Annotated in this window: 16 protein-coding genes; 2 read left to right on the top strand and 14 right to left on the bottom strand. The window is 60.9% G+C overall.

The window, feature by feature from the left end; translation table 11 throughout:
* Positions 1-34 precede the first annotated feature (34 nt).
* Genes ntrC through AUL36_RS10310 form a run of 3 tightly spaced genes read right to left on the bottom strand, consistent with a single transcriptional unit; the run spans position 35 to position 3,698 of the window.
* Positions 35-1,483, bottom strand: coding sequence for a nitrogen regulation protein NR(I) (ntrC, locus tag AUL36_RS10320; RefSeq protein ID WP_058598348.1), 1,449 nt, complete (start codon positions 1,481-1,483; stop codon positions 35-37).
* Positions 1,483-2,628, bottom strand: a complete 1,146-nt coding sequence (locus AUL36_RS10315) for a two-component system sensor histidine kinase NtrB (RefSeq protein ID WP_062220256.1) — start codon at positions 2,626-2,628, stop codon at positions 1,483-1,485. Before AUL36_RS10315 ends, ntrC begins: the two co-directional genes overlap by 1 nt.
* A gap of 2 nt (positions 2,629-2,630) precedes the next feature.
* Positions 2,631-3,698, bottom strand: a complete 1,068-nt coding sequence (locus tag AUL36_RS10310; RefSeq protein WP_082655757.1) for a tRNA dihydrouridine synthase — start codon at positions 3,696-3,698, stop codon at positions 2,631-2,633.
* 151 nt (positions 3,699-3,849) lie between these two features.
* Here AUL36_RS10310 and AUL36_RS10305 point away from each other — a divergent pair, with 151 nt between their 5' ends.
* Both AUL36_RS10305 and AUL36_RS10300 read left to right on the top strand, forming a co-directional pair.
* Complete coding sequence (locus AUL36_RS10305; RefSeq protein WP_062220254.1) at positions 3,850-5,052, top strand: bifunctional 2-C-methyl-D-erythritol 4-phosphate cytidylyltransferase/2-C-methyl-D-erythritol 2,4-cyclodiphosphate synthase; 1,203 nt, start codon at positions 3,850-3,852, stop codon at positions 5,050-5,052.
* A complete protein-coding gene (locus AUL36_RS10300; protein ID WP_062220252.1) occupies positions 5,049-5,561 on the top strand; it encodes a CinA family protein in 513 nt (170 codons plus the stop codon). Before AUL36_RS10305 ends, AUL36_RS10300 begins: the two co-directional genes overlap by 4 nt.
* Here the strand turns inward: AUL36_RS10300 and AUL36_RS10295 are convergent.
* From AUL36_RS10295 to kdsA, 11 genes are all read right to left on the bottom strand, one after another.
* On the bottom strand, positions 5,549-6,022 hold the full coding sequence (locus AUL36_RS10295; RefSeq protein WP_058635980.1) for a type II toxin-antitoxin system RatA family toxin: 474 nt from the start codon (positions 6,020-6,022) through the stop codon (positions 5,549-5,551). The two genes, AUL36_RS10300 and AUL36_RS10295, sit on opposite strands and share 13 nt — an antisense overlap.
* Before the next feature lie 5 nt (positions 6,023-6,027).
* Positions 6,028-6,999, bottom strand: coding sequence for a lipoyl synthase (gene lipA / locus AUL36_RS10290; protein ID WP_058598353.1), 972 nt, complete (start codon positions 6,997-6,999; stop codon positions 6,028-6,030).
* Between the two features lie 42 nt (positions 7,000-7,041).
* A complete protein-coding gene (locus AUL36_RS10285) occupies positions 7,042-7,296 on the bottom strand; it encodes a GlsB/YeaQ/YmgE family stress response membrane protein (RefSeq protein ID WP_058598354.1) in 255 nt (84 codons plus the stop codon).
* 111 nt (positions 7,297-7,407) lie between these two features.
* Positions 7,408-8,859 (bottom strand): dihydrolipoyl dehydrogenase, encoded by a 1,452-nt coding sequence (lpdA, locus tag AUL36_RS10280; RefSeq protein WP_062220250.1) that lies wholly within the window; start codon positions 8,857-8,859, stop codon positions 7,408-7,410.
* 56 nt (positions 8,860-8,915) lie between these two features.
* A complete protein-coding gene (locus AUL36_RS10275) occupies positions 8,916-9,551 on the bottom strand; it encodes an SGNH/GDSL hydrolase family protein (RefSeq protein ID WP_062220248.1) in 636 nt (211 codons plus the stop codon).
* Between the two features lie 31 nt (positions 9,552-9,582).
* On the bottom strand, positions 9,583-10,986 hold the full coding sequence (locus tag AUL36_RS10270) for a pyruvate dehydrogenase complex dihydrolipoamide acetyltransferase (RefSeq protein WP_062220246.1): 1,404 nt from the start codon (positions 10,984-10,986) through the stop codon (positions 9,583-9,585).
* Positions 10,987-11,162: 176 nt separating this feature from the next.
* Entirely contained in the window at positions 11,163-12,572 is a 1,410-nt protein-coding gene (locus tag AUL36_RS10265; protein ID WP_062220244.1) for a pyruvate dehydrogenase complex E1 component subunit beta, read from the bottom strand.
* Positions 12,573-12,581: 9 nt separating this feature from the next.
* Positions 12,582-13,631, bottom strand: a complete 1,050-nt coding sequence (pdhA, locus tag AUL36_RS10260; RefSeq protein ID WP_306302761.1) for a pyruvate dehydrogenase (acetyl-transferring) E1 component subunit alpha — start codon at positions 13,629-13,631, stop codon at positions 12,582-12,584.
* 189 nt (positions 13,632-13,820) lie between these two features.
* Complete coding sequence (locus AUL36_RS10255; protein WP_062220242.1) at positions 13,821-14,141, bottom strand: FtsB family cell division protein; 321 nt, start codon at positions 14,139-14,141, stop codon at positions 13,821-13,823.
* Between the two features lie 159 nt (positions 14,142-14,300).
* Positions 14,301-15,581, bottom strand: coding sequence for a phosphopyruvate hydratase (gene eno, locus AUL36_RS10250; RefSeq protein WP_062220240.1), 1,281 nt, complete (start codon positions 15,579-15,581; stop codon positions 14,301-14,303).
* Positions 15,582-15,656: 75 nt separating this feature from the next.
* Positions 15,657-16,490, bottom strand: a complete 834-nt coding sequence (gene kdsA, locus AUL36_RS10245) for a 3-deoxy-8-phosphooctulonate synthase (RefSeq protein ID WP_058635286.1) — start codon at positions 16,488-16,490, stop codon at positions 15,657-15,659.
* Positions 16,491-16,512: the final 22 nt, after the last annotated feature.

Raw genomic sequence — 16,512 nt, 5'->3', positions numbered from 1 at the left:
TGTGGCCGAAATGCAACGAAATTTCGATGGAATTTTAACGAATGGATCGAACGATCGAGATGTCGAGGTCGCGGATCTTCTTCCGCAGCGTGTTTCGATTGACGCCGAGGAGGTCCGCCGCCTTGACCTGATTGCCCCTTGTCGCAGCGAGCGCGGCCGCAATCAAGGGATACTCGACCTCCCGCAAGATCCGCCCGTGAAGCCCTGGCGGCGGGAGATCGTTGCCATAGGATGAGAAATAGTCGGCCAAGTATTTTTCGACCGACGCCGACAGGTCGATGGGTTTGCTGGCATCCGCGTCGCCGCCGAGCGACTTGGCGTGATCGTTCGAAAGCTCATGCTCGATCAGTTCGGCCGTGATTTCGTCCTGCGGATAAAGCGCGCAAAGACGGCGGACGAGGTTTTCCAGCTCGCGCACATTGCCCGGCCAGGAATAGCGCCGCATCACATCGAGCGCGCCGGAGGTCAGCGTCTTTCGAGCCAGCCCTTCCTTCTGCACCATGGCAAAGAAATGGTTGGCCAGATCGCTGAGATCCTCGATCCGCTCGCGCAGCGGCGGTAGGCGAAGCGGAACCACATTGAGGCGATAGAACAGATCTTCGCGAAACAGGCCGCGTTGGATGAGCTGCCTCAAATCCTTGTTGGTAGCGGCGACGATCCGAACATCGGTCGCGATCGGCGTGCGCCCGCCCACCACGGTATATTCGCCCTGTTGGAGGACGCGCAGAAGCCGCGTCTGCGCCTCCATCGGCATGTCGCCAATTTCGTCCAGAAACAGCGTGCCGCCTTCCGCCTGCTCGAAGCGGCCGCTGGTGCGGGTCTGGGCGCCGGTGAACGCGCCCTTCTCGTGGCCGAAGAGCTCGGACTCGATGAGGTCGCGCGGGATGGCCGCCATGTTGATGGCGACAAACGGGCCTTTCCGGCGGCGTCCGTAGTCGTGAAGCGCGCGCGCCACCAGCTCCTTGCCGGTGCCGGATTCGCCCGTGATCGTCACAGTCAGATCCGTCTGCATCATGCGAGCGAGCGCACGGTAGATTTCCTGCATGGCGGGCGAGCGGCCGACGAGCGGGATGGTTTCGCCATTGTCGTCCGGGTTCGCCATTCGGGCCGGGTTCTTCGGCTCAGCCAAGGCACGTCGAACGATCGAGATCAGTTCCGTCAGATCGAAGGGTTTGGGAATGTAATCGTAGGCCCCCTTCTCCGAGGCCTTGATGGCGGTCATGAACGTGTTCTGCGCACTCATGACGATGACTGGCAGGTCCGGCCGCGTGTTCTTCATCTTCGGAAGAGCATCGAAGACGCTACCGTCCGGCATGAGAACGTCGGTGATCACGAGATCGCCGTCGCCGGCGCTGACCCAGCGCCAGAGGGTCGCGATGTTCGAGGTGACGCGGACCTCGAACCCGGCACGCATCAAGGCTTGAGAGATCACGGTTCGGATTGCGGCATCGTCATCCGCAACGAGAATTTGCGAGGTGGCCATTATCGCGTCCGTCTTCCCGTGGTCCGGTTTGATGAGCTGTCAGTGATGTTCGAGTCGATCCAGGCAGGCATCAAAATTCGAAAGCTCGTATGCCCCGTATGGGATTCGCATTCGATAACGCCGCCATGATCGCCGACGATCTTGGCCACCAGTGCGAGCCCGAGGCCCGTTCCGCTTGGTTTGGTCGTCACGAACGGATCGAAAATATGCTCGCGAATATCGTCGGGCACGCCGACGCCATTGTCTTCCACGATGAATTCCAGCGGCAGGGTCACCCGCGACTTCGTGCCCGGCACCGAGAGACGCACGCCTGGCCGGAACGCGGTGGACAGCTTGATCTCGCCCCCTTCTCGGCCCGCCACCGCTTCGCTGGCATTTTTCAGTAGGTTGATGAAAACCTGAATCAGCTGGTCGCGATTGGCGTAAACCGGAGGCAGCGACGGATCGTAGGTCTCTTGGATGCGAATGCCGCGTGCGAACCCGCTTTTGGCCAGCGTTTTGACGTGTTCCAACACCGAATGGATGTTGACCGCCGACCGCTCGATCGGCCTTTGATCCGAGAAGACCTCCATCCGATCCACAAGTTTGACGATCCGGTCGCTTTCTTCTTGGATCAGACGCGTCAGAACGCGATCGTCATCATTGGCGGAGGATTCGAGAAGCTGCGCTGCTCCCTTGATGCCTGACAAGGGATTGCGAATCTCGTGCGCCAGCATGGCCGCAAGCCCCGTCACGGTCCGCGCGGCCGAGCGATGTGTCAGTTGTCTGTCCATCTTGTCGGCGATCGATCGCAGTTGGATCATCACCACGACATGCCCTGGCTTCTCGCCAAGGCTCGAAACATAGACATCCACCAGCCGCTCGCCGCCCAGGCGAGGCGAGGAAACGTCCACACGGTATTCGCTGATGCGGGAATCGTGCTCGCGGACCTGATCGATCAATCCGAAAATCGGGCTGTCGTGCGGGATGAAGTGTCCGAGATCGCGCTTGGCCAGACTCGCCGAACTGGCCGAGAAGAACTGTTCGGCGTCTGAATTGACGAAGACGAATTCATTCGTCGGTCCCAGCACGAACACAGGATGCGGCAGGGCGTTCAGAATGCCCATCTCGTTGGAGGAGAACGACGCACTCGCGTTGGTGGTCATGGTCACGCCGCTTTCCGCAGGGTACGAAGATCAGGATCGGCATCGCCGATCGTGAGGCCGGCCAATAAATGTTGCAGTCCGCTCAGCACACGAGAGGGTTCGGTCTCGCGCAGTAGTAGGGCCTTTTGCGTATCGAAGGTTCCGATGCGATCCAGATACCAGCCCAGATGCTTTCGGGCATGGCGTAGCCCCGCCGCCGAGCCGTAATGCGAAAGCATCGCTTCGTAGTGGCTGCAGATAAGATCAGCCAAGCCATGGCTCGCCAAGTCGGCCGGCGCACAACCAGCTAGATAGGCGGGGAACCACGGGCGTCCGCAGACACCGCGTCCGATCATGACGGCATCCGCTCCGCTCTGCGCCAGCATGATGGGATGATCCCTACGGCTGACGAGATCGCCATTAGCGATGACGGGAATCGTCACAGCCTCTTTCACCTCGGCAATAGCGGACCAGTCGGCTCGGCCCTCGTAGAACTGATCCCGCGTCCGCCCATGAACCGTTACCCACGCAACACCCGCCATTTGAGCGCGCATGGCGAGTTCCGGCGCGTTCAGAGATTGCCGATCCCATCCCAGACGCATCTTCAGACTGACCGGCACCCGCCCTGCCCCTTCCAACGTCGCCTCGATCAGGCGAAGAGCATGGTCGAGATCGCGCATCAGGGCCGAGCCTGACGCACCGCCGACCACCTTTTTGGCCGGACATCCCATATTGATGTCGATCAGTTCGGCACCCTCTGCGGCTGCAAGTTGTGCAGCCAGACGCATGGCATTGGCCTCACGCCCCGCCAGTTGGATGGCATGGCACCCTTCACCATCCGGGGCCATGCGCAGACGGCTATCTTCGTGCCCTTTGATCAGTTCCCCGCTCGCGATCATTTCGGAGAAGGCCAGCTTCAACCCGAACGATCGAACGAGACGGCGGAACGGCATGTCCGTGATGCCGGACAAAGGCGCTAGAACGACACGCGTGAACGCATCCGCCCCGCCGGAAAGGCGCGCGAGGAGGTGAGAATGAGCGGTATCGCTGTCATAAGCGGCAGCCGCAACGTTTGGCGCGTTTTCCATCATTGTTTCTGTACCATATCCGGGCATGCTTAAAAGACAAGCACACCTACGTTGACATGCACATATAATGTTGCGCTGCACGTATGCGCGGAGCGCACCCCCCTTGCAACTTGTCCTTCTTGCGATAATCCCCTTACGAGGTAGGGGGTCTTTGATGGATCAGAGCAAGACGGCCGTGGTGATCGTGGCCGCTGGCAGGGGTGAGCGAGCCGGACAGTCGGCCGAGGGCCCCAAGCAATATCGGCGGATCGGCGGCCGGCCGGTCCTGCAATGGACCGTGGAAGCCTTCCTACGATTCCCGATGTTCCAGCACATCGTGGTTCTGATCCACCCGGACGATGTGGATCGGGCTCGGGATTGCCTTGCGTCTTACGGGGATCGGGTCCGTCTCGTAGAAGGCAGCGTCACACGCCAAGCCTCCGTGTTGAAGGGCTTGGAAGCTCTACGCGAGGCAGCGCCGCACGTCGCTCTGATACATGATGGGGTGCGCCCTTTCGTATCCGAGCGCGTGATCGCCTCCGTTCTGGATGCCGTCACGGAACGAGGCGGGGCGATCCCCTCGGTTCCGGTCACTGATACGATCAAGCGGATGGGCGATCGCGGCCTGATTGCCAACACGGTCGATCGGCGCGAGCTTTTCGCCGCGCAGACGCCGCAGGGCTTTCCCTTCGGCCTGATCCTGGGCGCGCATGAGGCGGCGGTTCAGCAGACGGCTCTTTCCTTCACCGACGATGCCTCGCTGTTCGAATGGCTGGGCCATCCCGTGGCGCTGGTGCCCGGCGAGATCGGAAATGTGAAACTGACCCTGGCGGGAGACATCGTCGCGGCCGACAACAAGCTTAAAGGAACTTCCGGCATGATCGATGTCCGCACCGGCAATGGCTACGACGTGCATCAACTCGTCGAAGGCGATCACGTCATCCTCTGCGGCGTCCGTATTCCGCACGATCAGTCGCTTCTGGGACATTCCGATGCGGATGTCGGTTTGCATGCCTTGACGGATGCGCTGCTTGCGACCTGCGGAGCGGGCGACATCGGCACCCATTTCCCGCCGAGCGATCCCCAATGGAAAGGCGTTGCTTCGACGCTGTTCCTCCAGCGCGCGGTCGAGATCGTCCGCGCCAAGGGCGGCCGTGTCTGCAACGTCGATATCACCTTGATCGCGGAAGCCCCAAAGGTCGGTCCGCATCGCGCCGCCATGGTCGCCTGCATTTCGGAGGTCACCGGATTGGATAATGAGCGCGTTTCGATCAAGGCAACGACGAACGAGATGCTGGGCTTCATCGGCCGGCGCGAAGGCATCGCGGCGATCGCGACAGCCAGCGTCGTTTACGGCGAGGCAGAGGAACGGTCATGATCGACGACGCCGTTCGCCACCGCGCCGTTGCCGTCATCGAACTGGCCAGAGCCCGGTCATGGACTGTGACTGCAGCCGAGTCATGCACCGGCGGCCTCGTGGCGTCGGCTCTCACGTCGATCCCGGGATCGTCTGAAGCTTTCGGCTGGGGGTTCGTCACCTATTCCAATCTCGCGAAGCAAAAGCTTCTTGGCGTATCGGCGCTGGATCTCGAACGCTATGGCGCGGTGTCGGAGGTGGTGGCTCGGACGATGGCCGAAGGCGCGCTGTCTGCCTCAAGCGCTGATCTGGCCGTCGCCATCACAGGGATTGCGGGGCCAGGCGGTGGCTCTCCGAACAAACCCGTTGGGCTTGTGCATTTCGCGGTCTCGACGCGCGCTCGAACCCGTCATCACGTCGAGCAGTTCGGTGATCTAGGACGTGACCGAGTGCGCGACGGCGCTGTCATCATCGCGCTCGACCTTCTTCTCGAGGCACTTTCCCGCACCGAGCGCGATCAAGCGGGTTGATCACTCGCGGCAGTGTTCGACTTGTAAATCTCGTCCGCGCGTTCTTTGAAGGCCGACGAAAACCGCCGAAAGGCGAAATCGAACATGGAACCCATCAGGAGTCCGAGCGTGCGGCTCTTGAACTCGTAATCGATGAAGAAGACGACCTCGCAGCCATCAGGATGGTCTCGAAACATCCAGCGGTTTTCGAGATACCGAAATGGCCCATCGACATATTTCACGTCGATTTCACGCTCCGCCGGCTTCAGCAGAACCTGCGACGTAAACGTCTCGCGAACCATCTTGTACGCAACCGTCATATCCGCGATCAGCAACATCTTCTCATCACGCTCTTTTCTGGAGCGCACGACAAGGCGTTGGCAGAGCGGCAGAAACTCGGGATAGCGCTCGACATCCGACACGAGGTCGAACATCTGGCGAGGCGTATGCCGGACGATCTGGCTGTTTTCGAACTTAGGCATGAAATTTAAGCTGCGGCCTGCTTGGCCAAGCGCGCCGCCTTCAGCCTTTCGAAATCCTCACCCGCATGGTGAGAGGACCGCGTCAGAGGGCTGGACGCCACCAGAAGGAAGCCTTTCGTTTTCCCAACGGTCTCGAACGAGGTGAACTCCTCCGGCGTGACATAGCGGATCACGGGATGGTGCTTGCGTGTCGGCTGGAGATATTGGCCAATCGTCATGAAATCGACGTCCGCCGTCCGAAGATCATCCATCAGCTGAAGAATTTCGTTCCGCTCTTCGCCCAACCCAACCATGATGCCCGATTTTGTGAAGATCGTCGGATCGAGCTCCTTGACGCGCTGCAGCAGGCGGATCGAATGGAAATAACGCGCGCCCGGACGTACGGTCAGATAATTGCGCGGCACCGTTTCGAGGTTGTGGTTGAAGACATCGGGCTTCGCCTCGACCACGCGCTCCAGCGCTCCCGGCTTTCTTAAAAAATCGGGAGTCAGGATTTCGATTGTCGTGCCCGGTGCCGCCGCGCGGATTGCGCGAATGGTCTGCACGAAATGCTCGGCGCCGCCATCGGGAAGATCGTCGCGATCCACCGACGTGATCACAACATGGGAGAGCCCCATTTTCGCCACGGCGCGTCCGACACTTGCCGGCTCCTCCGGGTCGAGAGCGTGCGGAAGTCCGGTAGCGACGTTGCAGAAGGAACACGCTCGCGTGCAAATTCCGCCCATGATCATGAAGGTGGCGTGCTTCTTCTCCCAACATCCACCGATATTGGGGCACCCCGCTTCCTCGCAGACGGTGACGAGTCTGTTGGATTTGACGAGTTCGCGCGTCTCGAAATAGCCGGGGGAAACGGGCGCCTTGACGCGAATCCAATCGGGCTTCGGCAGCACCTCCGTATCGGGACGGTGGGCCTTTTCGGGGTGTCGTGGCCGAGGCGCCGCCTCAGCCACTGTGCGCGTGTCGAGAATGGTGACCATGAGCCTTATCTAAGACAGGCCACCTTCGGACGCAACGAGACCTTAGGCTCGGCCGCGGATCGCGCGCCAGAGGAAGATCAGGATGCAGGCGCCGACGATGGCGACGATGAGCTGCGTGAGCCAGTTCGGATTGGTGTAGACGCCGAGCAGGCCGAGGATGAAGTTGAGGAACAGGGCACCCACGATACCCAGAATGATGTTGGTCAGAAGGCCGACATTGGCCTTCATGATCTTTTCCGCGATCCACCCCGCCAAACCGCCGAGGATGATCGACATGATGATTCCAACGCCGTTCATACAGAAACTCCTTCCAAGCCTGCGGCCATCTGGCTCGCCCAAAGTGTAGATGGGCGAAATTGTGGCTGGTCAAGGCGGGATGGAGTTTCAAAACGGCGTCGGAGCGACGGATCACATGTGGATGACGCGTCCATAAGCGTCGAGAACGCTCTCATGCATCATTTCCGAGAGCGTAGGATGCGGGAACACCGTATGCATCAGGTCTTCTTCGGTGGTCTCCAGACCCATGGCGACCACGAAGCCCTGGATCAGTTCCGTCACTTCCGCGCCCACCATGTGCGCGCCGAGAAGCTCGCCAGTCTTGGCATCGAAAACGGTTTTGACCATGCCTTCCGGCTCGCCCAGAGCAATAGCCTTGCCATTGGCGATGAACCGGAATCGACCGACTTTCACCTCGCGGCCGTTTTCCTTGGCTTTGGCTTCTGTCAGTCCCACCGATGCGACCTGTGGCTGGCAGTAGGTGCAGCCGGGGATTTGCTCACGCTTCATCGGATGGACATGAAGCCCCTTAATCGCTTCGACGCAGATCGTGCCTTCATGCTCAGCCTTGTGCGCCAGCATCGGCGCACCCGCGACGTCGCCGATTGCGTAAACACCTTCGATATTGGTTCGGCCGACCGCGTCGATCTTGATGATGCCGCGCTCCACGGCAACGCCGATCGCTTCGAGGTTCAGACCTTCGGTATTCCCCTGAACACCAACGGCCGAAATCAGCCGCTCGGCCTTCAGCACCTGGCTCTTGCCGCCCTGCTCGACCGTCACTTCCACGCCGTCGCCGGTCTTGGCGACCTTCGCGACCTTGGCATCTGACAGAATCTTCAGACCCTGCTTCTCGAACTGCTTGCGCGCGACCGCTGCGATCTCCGCGTCTTCAACGGGCAGGATCTGCGGAAGCAGTTCGACCACCGTCACGTCCGCTCCCATGGTCCGGTAGAACGACGCGAACTCGATCCCGATCGCACCCGATCCCATCACGATCAGCGATTTCGGCATGGAAGCCGGCTTCATCGCCTCGAAATAGGTCCAGATGCGGTCGCCATCCGGCTCGATGCCCGGAAGCACGCGGGGCCGCGCGCCGGTCGCGATGATCACATGTTTGGCCTTGTACGTCCCATGGCCGAGCACGCCCTTCGGAACCGGGTTCTGCGGCTGGACAGCCGGTTTGGTCGGCTCGCCGACCTCGACTTCGACCGGACCACCCTTCCCGGCCTTGCAGATCTTGGCCTGACCCCAGATGATATCGATCTTGTTCTTCTTCATGAGCATCGCGACGCCGCCGTTCAATTGGGCGGACACGCCCCGCGAACGCTTCACCACGGCATCCATTTCGAAGGTCGGCTTTTCGATCTTCAGGCCGTAGTTCGAGCCATGCTCGGCATAGTGGAAGATTTCGGCCGAGCGTAGGAGCGCTTTGGTCGGGATACAACCCCAGTTCAGGCAGATTCCCCCCATATGCTCGCGCTCGACAACGGCCGTCTTGAAGCCGAGTTGCGCGGCACGAATGGCTGCGACGTAGCCGCCCGGACCACCACCGATAATGAGGATGTCGTAGCTCTCGGCCATCGTGACGGCTCCTTCTGAGACAAGGACGACGCGCCCGAAGTGGCGCGAGACAATTTCTAGAAACGGGACTTCAAGGCTGATGCCAAGGCAAAGCCTAGTGTGCGGGTGTTTTCTGCGTCGAGATGAACGCCATCCAAGGGGGCGGCCAGGCAATGATCTGAGGCTGCCAGATGAGCGCATTGCTCCTGCTGCGCAACGCGAGCATAGGCGGATTTGAGCTGCCTCGACTCTTCGATCGCGCCGCCGAACATCTGATGAAAGTCCGGGTCCTGCGTTGGCACCAAGGCTGGTGGGGAGACGATCAACACATCGGGGATAGCGAAGCCCATCGTCGATCGGAACTCACGAACCACAGCGATGAGGCGCTGGATACCGGCAGCAGCCTGAAAAGCCGTTCCGCCGCCGGTGTGGCGCTTTAGATCATTAGTGCCGAGCGCTAGAATCACGACGTCGATCGGCTCATGGGAAGCGAGCATGGTCGGTAAAATTCGCGCGCCGTTGCGATCCGCAGCCGCTAGATGGTCGTCATACGCTGTGGTTCGGCCGTTCAGCCCTTCGGGAATGATCCTGACGTCATCGCCCAATTGGTGGGCGATGACGGATGGCCAGCGATCACCATAGGCATGGCGGCCGGGGCCCTCGGCATCATAGCCCCATGTGAGGGAGTCGCCGTAGCATAGAATCGTCTTCATGCCTGCGCGTCTCCCTCCCGAAGCTAAGTCGTTAGACCAACATGCTCATCGGGTTTTCGATGAACTGCTTGAACGCCGAAATCAATTCGGCTCCGAGCGCACCGTCCACAGCCCGATGATCCGTCGAGAGCGTCACCGTCATCACGTTGGCGACCGAGATCGCCCCGTTCTTGACCACGGCCCGCTCCTCGCCCGCACCGACCGCGAGGATCGTGGCATGAGGCGGGTTGATGACGGCGGAGAATTCTTTGATGCCGAACATACCGAGGTTCGACACGGCGGTCGTGCCGCCCTGATACTCTTCCGGCTTGAGCTTGCGGCTGCGAGCGCGCTTAGCGAGATCCTTCATCTCGTTGGAGATGGCGGACAAGGTCTTTTCCTCGGCGCGACGAATGATCGGCGTGATCAGACCGCCATCGATGGACACGGCCACACCGACATCGGCGTGCTTGTGCTTTAGCATCGCGCTATCGGTCCAGGACACGTTGGCGTCCGGCACCGCCTTCAGCGCGCAGGCCATGGCCTTGATGACCATGTCGTTGACCGAGAGCTTATAGGCCGGGCGCTCGCCCGCCTCACCCTTGATGGTCGGGGCTGCCGTATTCAGCTGCTTGCGCAGCGCGAGCAGCGCGTCGAGTTCGCAATCCACCGATAGGTAGAAATGCGGCACCGTCTGCTTGGATTCCACGAGACGCTTGGCGATGGTCTTACGCATTCCGTCATGCGGAATCTTCTCGTAAGAGCCTTCTGCGAAGAGCTTGAGCGTGGCGTCGTCGTTGGAGGCTTTCGCAGCCGGGGCCGGCGCAGCGACGGAAGCACTGGCCTGCGCCTGAGGCTTGTTCTCGGCGGCGGGCTTGGGGCTTTGCGCCGCGCGTTCGACGTCGAGTTTGATGATGCGGCCATGCGGGCCCGAACCGGAGACGGCTCCGAGATCGACGCCCTGCTCCTTTGCGATACGGCGGGCCAAAGGCGAAGCGAACACACGTGTTCCCTTCGAGGCCGATGCCGAACCGGCCTGACCGCCTTCGCTCGATGTTGCGGTTTCTGGTGCGCGCTCATAGCCGCGCTGGGAGGCATCCTTCGCGGACGCTTCCGAACCGACCGCGGCATTGTCGGCCGCTGGCGACGATGCTGCCGGCTTGGAGGCGGAGGCGGCAGCACCGTTGCCGGTCTCGGCTGCCGACGCGTCCTCGCCTTCCGCTGTCAGAATGGCAATGATCGCGTTGACCTTGACGCCTTCCGTGCCGGCGGGAACGAGGATCTTGGCCACCGTGCCTTCGTCCACGGCCTCGACTTCCATCGTGGCCTTATCGGTCTCGATTTCGGCGATGACGTCTCCGGACGAGACCTTATCGCCTTCCTTGATCAGCCACTTGGCGAGATTGCCTTCTTCCATGGTCGGCGAGAGCGCCGGCATCGTCACGTTGATCGGCATCTGCCCGGATCTCCTCAATCGCCCTCATGGTGGGGCTTCGAATTCGTCTTACGCTGTGCGGGCGGCGAGCGATCTCAAGCCTTGCACGACCCGCGCCGCGCGGCAGGAGACAGCGCGCACGTTGTCTCCTCTTTTTTCGAAAGGCTTCCTCGAAATGGAGGAAGCTCAGCTTGATGTCAGCGGTAGCAGACGGCCTTGACCGCCTCGACGACGTCCTTTGCCGAGGGAAGCGCGAGCTTTTCCAGATTGGCGGCGTAAGGCATCGGAACATCCTTGCCGCAGACCTTGAGCACCGGCGCGTCGAGATAGTCGAAGGCGCGGACCATCAGCTGCGAGGCGATCTCGGAGCCGATCGAGCTCTGCGGCCAGCCTTCTTCGACGGTAACGCAACGGTTCGTCTTCTTCACCGAGCGGACGATCGCATCGACATCCATCGGACGAATGGTGCGAAGGTCGATGACCTCAGCGTCGATCCCTTCCTTCGCCAACTGCTCGGCCGCCGCGACCGCATAGGTCATGCCAATACCGAAGGAGACGATCGTGACGTCTTTGCCCTTGCGGTGGATGCGAGCCTTGCCGATCGGGACAGTCCAATCCTCGACCTGCGGCACTTCGAAGGAATGGCCGTAGAGAATCTCGTTCTCGAGGAAGATGACGGGATTGGGATCGCGGATGGCAGACTTCAGAAGACCCTTCGCGTCCGCCGCTGAATAGGGCTGCACGACCTTGAGGCCCGGAATATGGCTGTACCAGGCGGCGTAGTCCTGGCTGTGCTGCGCGGCGACGCGCGCCGCCGCGCCATTCGGCCCACGGAACACGATCGGGCAGCCCATCTGACCGCCGGCCATGTAAAGTGTCTTGGCCGCCGAGTTGATGATCTGATCGATCGCCTGCATGGCGAAGTTGAACGTCATGAACTCGACGATCGGACGCAGACCCGCCATGCCCGCGCCGACGGCCATACCTGCAAAGCCATGTTCGGTGATCGGCGTGTCGACCACGCGACGCGCGCCGAACTCGTCGAGAAGCCCCTGGCTGATCTTGTAGGCGCCTTGATATTCCGCGACTTCCTCACCTAGGAGGAAAACAGTCTCGTCGCGGCGCATTTCTTCTGCCATGGCCTCGCGGAGCGCTTCGCGCACCGTCTTGGTTTCCATGGTCGTTCCGGCCGGAATTTCTTCTGCGAAGTCGCCATCGGCGTCTTCGGCCGTGGGATGCGACAGGCTCTGGGCCGGAACGGCAGCCGGCTTCGACTTTTCGGCGTCGGTCGCCTCGGGCTTGGCTTCCTGCGGAGCGCTGGCAGCGGCCGGGGCCGAAGCCTTGCCGATATCGGCGGCGCTTTCGCCTTCACCCAGCAGGATCGCGATCGGCGCATTCACCTTCACGCCTTCCGTGCCGGCGGCGACGAGGATCTTACCGATTGTCCCCTCGTCCACAGCCTCGACTTCCATCGTGGCCTTGTCGGTTTCGATCTCGGCGATCACGTCGCCCGGAGAGACGCTATCGCCCTCCTGCTTGACCCACTTCGAGAGAGTGCCCTCTTCCATGGTCGGCGAAAGGGCGGGCATCAGGATTTCGGTCGGCATGGCGCCCTCTTACTTCGCGGCCTGCGGAATTTCGTCGGCGTAAATATCGGTCCAGAGTTCCGACACATCGGGCTCGGGATCGTTCTGTGCGAAATCCGCCGCGTCCGCCACGATGTCGCGAACGTCCTTATCGATCGCCTTCAGCTCATCTTCGCTCGCATTGTGCGCTTCCAGAAGACGCTGGCGAACCTGCTCGATCGGATCGCGCTCGGCGCGCATCTTCTGAACTTCATCGCGCGTGCGATACTTCGCGGGGTCCGACATCGAATGGCCGCGATAGCGATAGGTCAGCATTTCGAGAATGATCGGACCCTTGCCCGAACGGCAATGCTCCATGGCGAGATCCGCTGCGGCCTTGACCGCGCGCACGTCCATGCCATCCACCTGGATGCCCGGAATCTTGAACGAAATGCCGCGATGAGCGAAGTTCGTTTCGGCCGACGCGCGATTGACCGACGTGCCCATCGCATAACGATTGTTCTCGATGATGTAGATCACCGGCAGCTTCCACAGCGAGGCCATGTTGAAGCTCTCGTAGACCTGCCCCTGATTGGCAGCGCCATCGCCGAAATAGGTGATGGAGACGGAGTCGTTGCCGCGATAGCGGTTGGCGAAGGCGAGACCTGTTCCCAGAGACACCTGCGCGCCGACGATGCCATGGCCGCCGTAGAAATGCTTCTCCTTCGAGAACATGTGCATGGAGCCGCCCTTGCCCTTCGAGTAGCCGGAACGGCGACCCGTAAGCTCGGCCATGACGCCGCGCGATTCCATGCCCGTGGCCAACATATGGCCATGATCGCGGTAACCGGTGATGACCTGATCACCCTCTTTCATCGACATCTGCATGCCGATGACCACGGCCTCCTGGCCGATGTAAAGGTGACAGAAGCCGCCGATGAGACCCATGCCGTAGAGCTGGCCGGCCTTTTCTTCGAAGCGACGGATCAGGAGCATGTCCCGATAGGCGCGAAGGTCGTCTTCGCGCGAAAAGTCCAAGGGGGCCGGAGGCTCGAAACTTTCGAGCGTCTTGACGATTTCGGCAGAGGACTGTGCGTCCATTTCGGCCACGTCGACTGAGGCGGCCTTCTGCTTACCGGTTGCCATTCGTGATTCCTCGTCCTCGACGCCCGCAAGAGCGGACCGATCGCGCGCAGTATAGCGATGCGCGCTATCGGAGCAAGAGACCGAACCAACTTAACTCGAATAAGATTAAATGCTGCAATGCAGCAGATATTAACGCGAAGAGGGTTAACTCTTCCAGCGTTCGAGAATCGTAATCTCGTCTTCGTTGGACATGTTCAACGAACGGCGTGCCCGCTCGTCGATCATATCGCGTTCTAACGTTCCGTCACTCAGAAGTTTTACGCGCTGTTCCAGGGCTTTGCGCGAGTGGACGAGATCGTCATAGGTCTTCGTCTTTGCCGCCAATTCTCCCTGCATTTCCTGCCCCGCCTCCAATCCATAGCGACCGGTCTGAGACTGCATCGCGAAATAGGCGAGGCACGGCAGTGTGATTGCCGGGACGATGAGCGGTGTGAACCAGGACTTGCGTTTTTGCTTCGTGCGCATGAGCTTCTCCTCTTCGGAGGATAGCCGGTATGAGCTTAAGGCGGTGTTAAGGCTGACAAAGCCTTTCCATTACGTATCGGCGTGCTTTGAACGTTTGATATGAAAAAGGCCCGCCATCGGAGGCGGGCCCTTCTGTCGATTAAGCGATATGCGCGAAACTCAGCCGCGCGTACGCAGAATGCTGCGGCCGGCATAGATTGCCTGATCGCCCAGTTCTTCCTCGATGCGCAGGAGCTGGTTGTACTTGGCGAGCCGATCGGAGCGAGCGAGCGAGCCGGTCTTGATTTGACCGCAGTTCGTCGCAACTGCGAGATCGGCGATGGTCGAGTCTTCGGTTTCCCCGGAGCGGTGCGACATCACGGCCGTATAACCGGCACGATGCGCCACATTGACGGCATCCAGGGTTTCGCTGAGCGTGCCGATCTGATTGACCTTCACGAGAATGGAGTTGGCGACGCCCTTCTCGATGCCCTCACGCAGACGAGTCGAATTGGTGACGAACAGATCGTCGCCGACCAGCTGCACCTTGTTTCCGACGCGATCGGTCAGGCTTTTCCATCCGGCCCAATCGTCCTCGGCCATGCCGTCTTCGATGGAGATGATCGGGTAAGCGGCCGCCAGCTCGGCGAGGTAGGCCGCCATCTCGTCAGCCGAGAGCTTACGCTTCTCGCCTTCGAGATCGTAGACGCCACCCTTGAAGAACTCGGTCGATGCGCAATCGAGCGCCAAGAAGACGTCCTCGCCGGGACGATAGCCCGCCTTCTCGATCGAACGGACGACGAAATCGAGACCATCCTTCGCTGATGCCAGATTGGGCGCGAAGCCACCTTCGTCACCGACATTGGTGTTGTGGCCCGCGTCTTTCAGCGCCTTCTTCAGCGTGTGAAAGATTTCAGCGCCCATGCGCAAGCCTTCGCGGAAGCTTTCCGCGCCGACCGGCATGATCATGAATTCCTGGAAGTCGATTGGATTGTCGGCATGGGCGCCGCCATTGATGATGTTCATCATCGGCACCGGCAGGACGCTGGCGCTCGCGCCGCCGACATAGCGATACAGAGGAAGACCAGCGGACTCGGCGGCAGCCTTCGCGACCGCCAGCGAAACACCCAGAATGGCGTTAGCGCCCAGGCGGCTCTTGTTGGCCGTTCCATCGAGTGAGCGCATGACGGAATCGATACGAATCTGGTTTTCGGCCTCGAATCCGACCAGAGCTTCGAGCAGATCGTTGTTTACGGCTTGAACTGCCTGCTGAACGCCCTTGCCGCCGTAACGATCGTCGCCATCGCGAAGCTCCACGGCTTCGTGCGCGCCAGTGGAGGCACCGGAGGGAACCGCAGCGCGCCCCATGGAGCCGTCTTCCAGCACCACATCGACCTCGACGGTCGGGTTGCCCCGGCTGTCCAGAATTTCCCGTGCGATGATATCGATAATCGCCGTCATGCTCGTTCCCTCATTCGACTGGGGCTGGGGTCGGCGCCTTGTAGGCTGGATTGGCCCTGGGACGCCAGAGACAGTTCAAAAGGCTTTGGCCGCTGCGTCGAGCGCCTTCAGGCGGCGCAGCAGTTCCGGCATATCATCGAGACGAACCATGTTCGGGCCATCCGACGGCGCGGAATCCGGGTCTTCGTGGGTTTCGATGAAAAGGCCGGACACGCCCACCGCAACGGCGGCTTTGGCAAGGGTTTCCACGAAGCGGCGCTCGCCTCCCGATGAGCCGCCCTGCCCGCCCGGCTGCTGCACCGAATGCGTCGCGTCGAACACCACGGGCGCACCGATCTCGGCCATGATCGGCAGGGCACGGAAATCGGACACCAGCGTGTTGTAGCCGAAGGACGCGCCGCGCTCGGTCAAAAGAATATTTGGGTTGCCGCTCTCGAGAACCTTGGCAGCAACATTGCGCATGTCCCACGGCGCCAGAAACTGACCTTTCTTGATATTTACAATGCGACCCGTGCGGGCTGCGGCGATCAGAAGGTCCGTCTGGCGGCAGAGGAAAGCTGGGATTTGCAGAACGTCGCAGACTTCCCCGGCCACAGCGCACTGTTCTTCCGTGTGCACGTCAGTGAGAACTGGAATATCGAACGTCCGTTGGACCTCATCGAACACTGGCAGCGCGCCGGTGAGCCCGATACCACGACGCCCGGACAAGCTGGTTCGATTGGCTTTGTCGAAGCTGGCCTTGAAGACATAGCCGATCCCGAGATCCGCCGTGATGCGCTTCATGCGCTCCGCGATCATCAGGGCGTGATCGCGGCTTTCCATCTGGCAGGGGCCAGCGATCAGGGCGAAGGGTCGATCCTGGGCGAAGGTGACGCCGCGAAGATTGACGGAAGCATGGGGGCTGATCATCGCGGCATCGGTCTTTCTGGCA

Source organism: Aureimonas sp. D3, assembly GCF_001463805.1.
Lineage (GTDB): Bacteria > Pseudomonadota > Alphaproteobacteria > Rhizobiales > Rhizobiaceae > Aureimonas > Aureimonas ureilytica_A.
The sequence above is the reverse complement of the archived record's forward strand: the minus strand, read 5'-3'. Positions and strand labels throughout refer to the sequence as shown.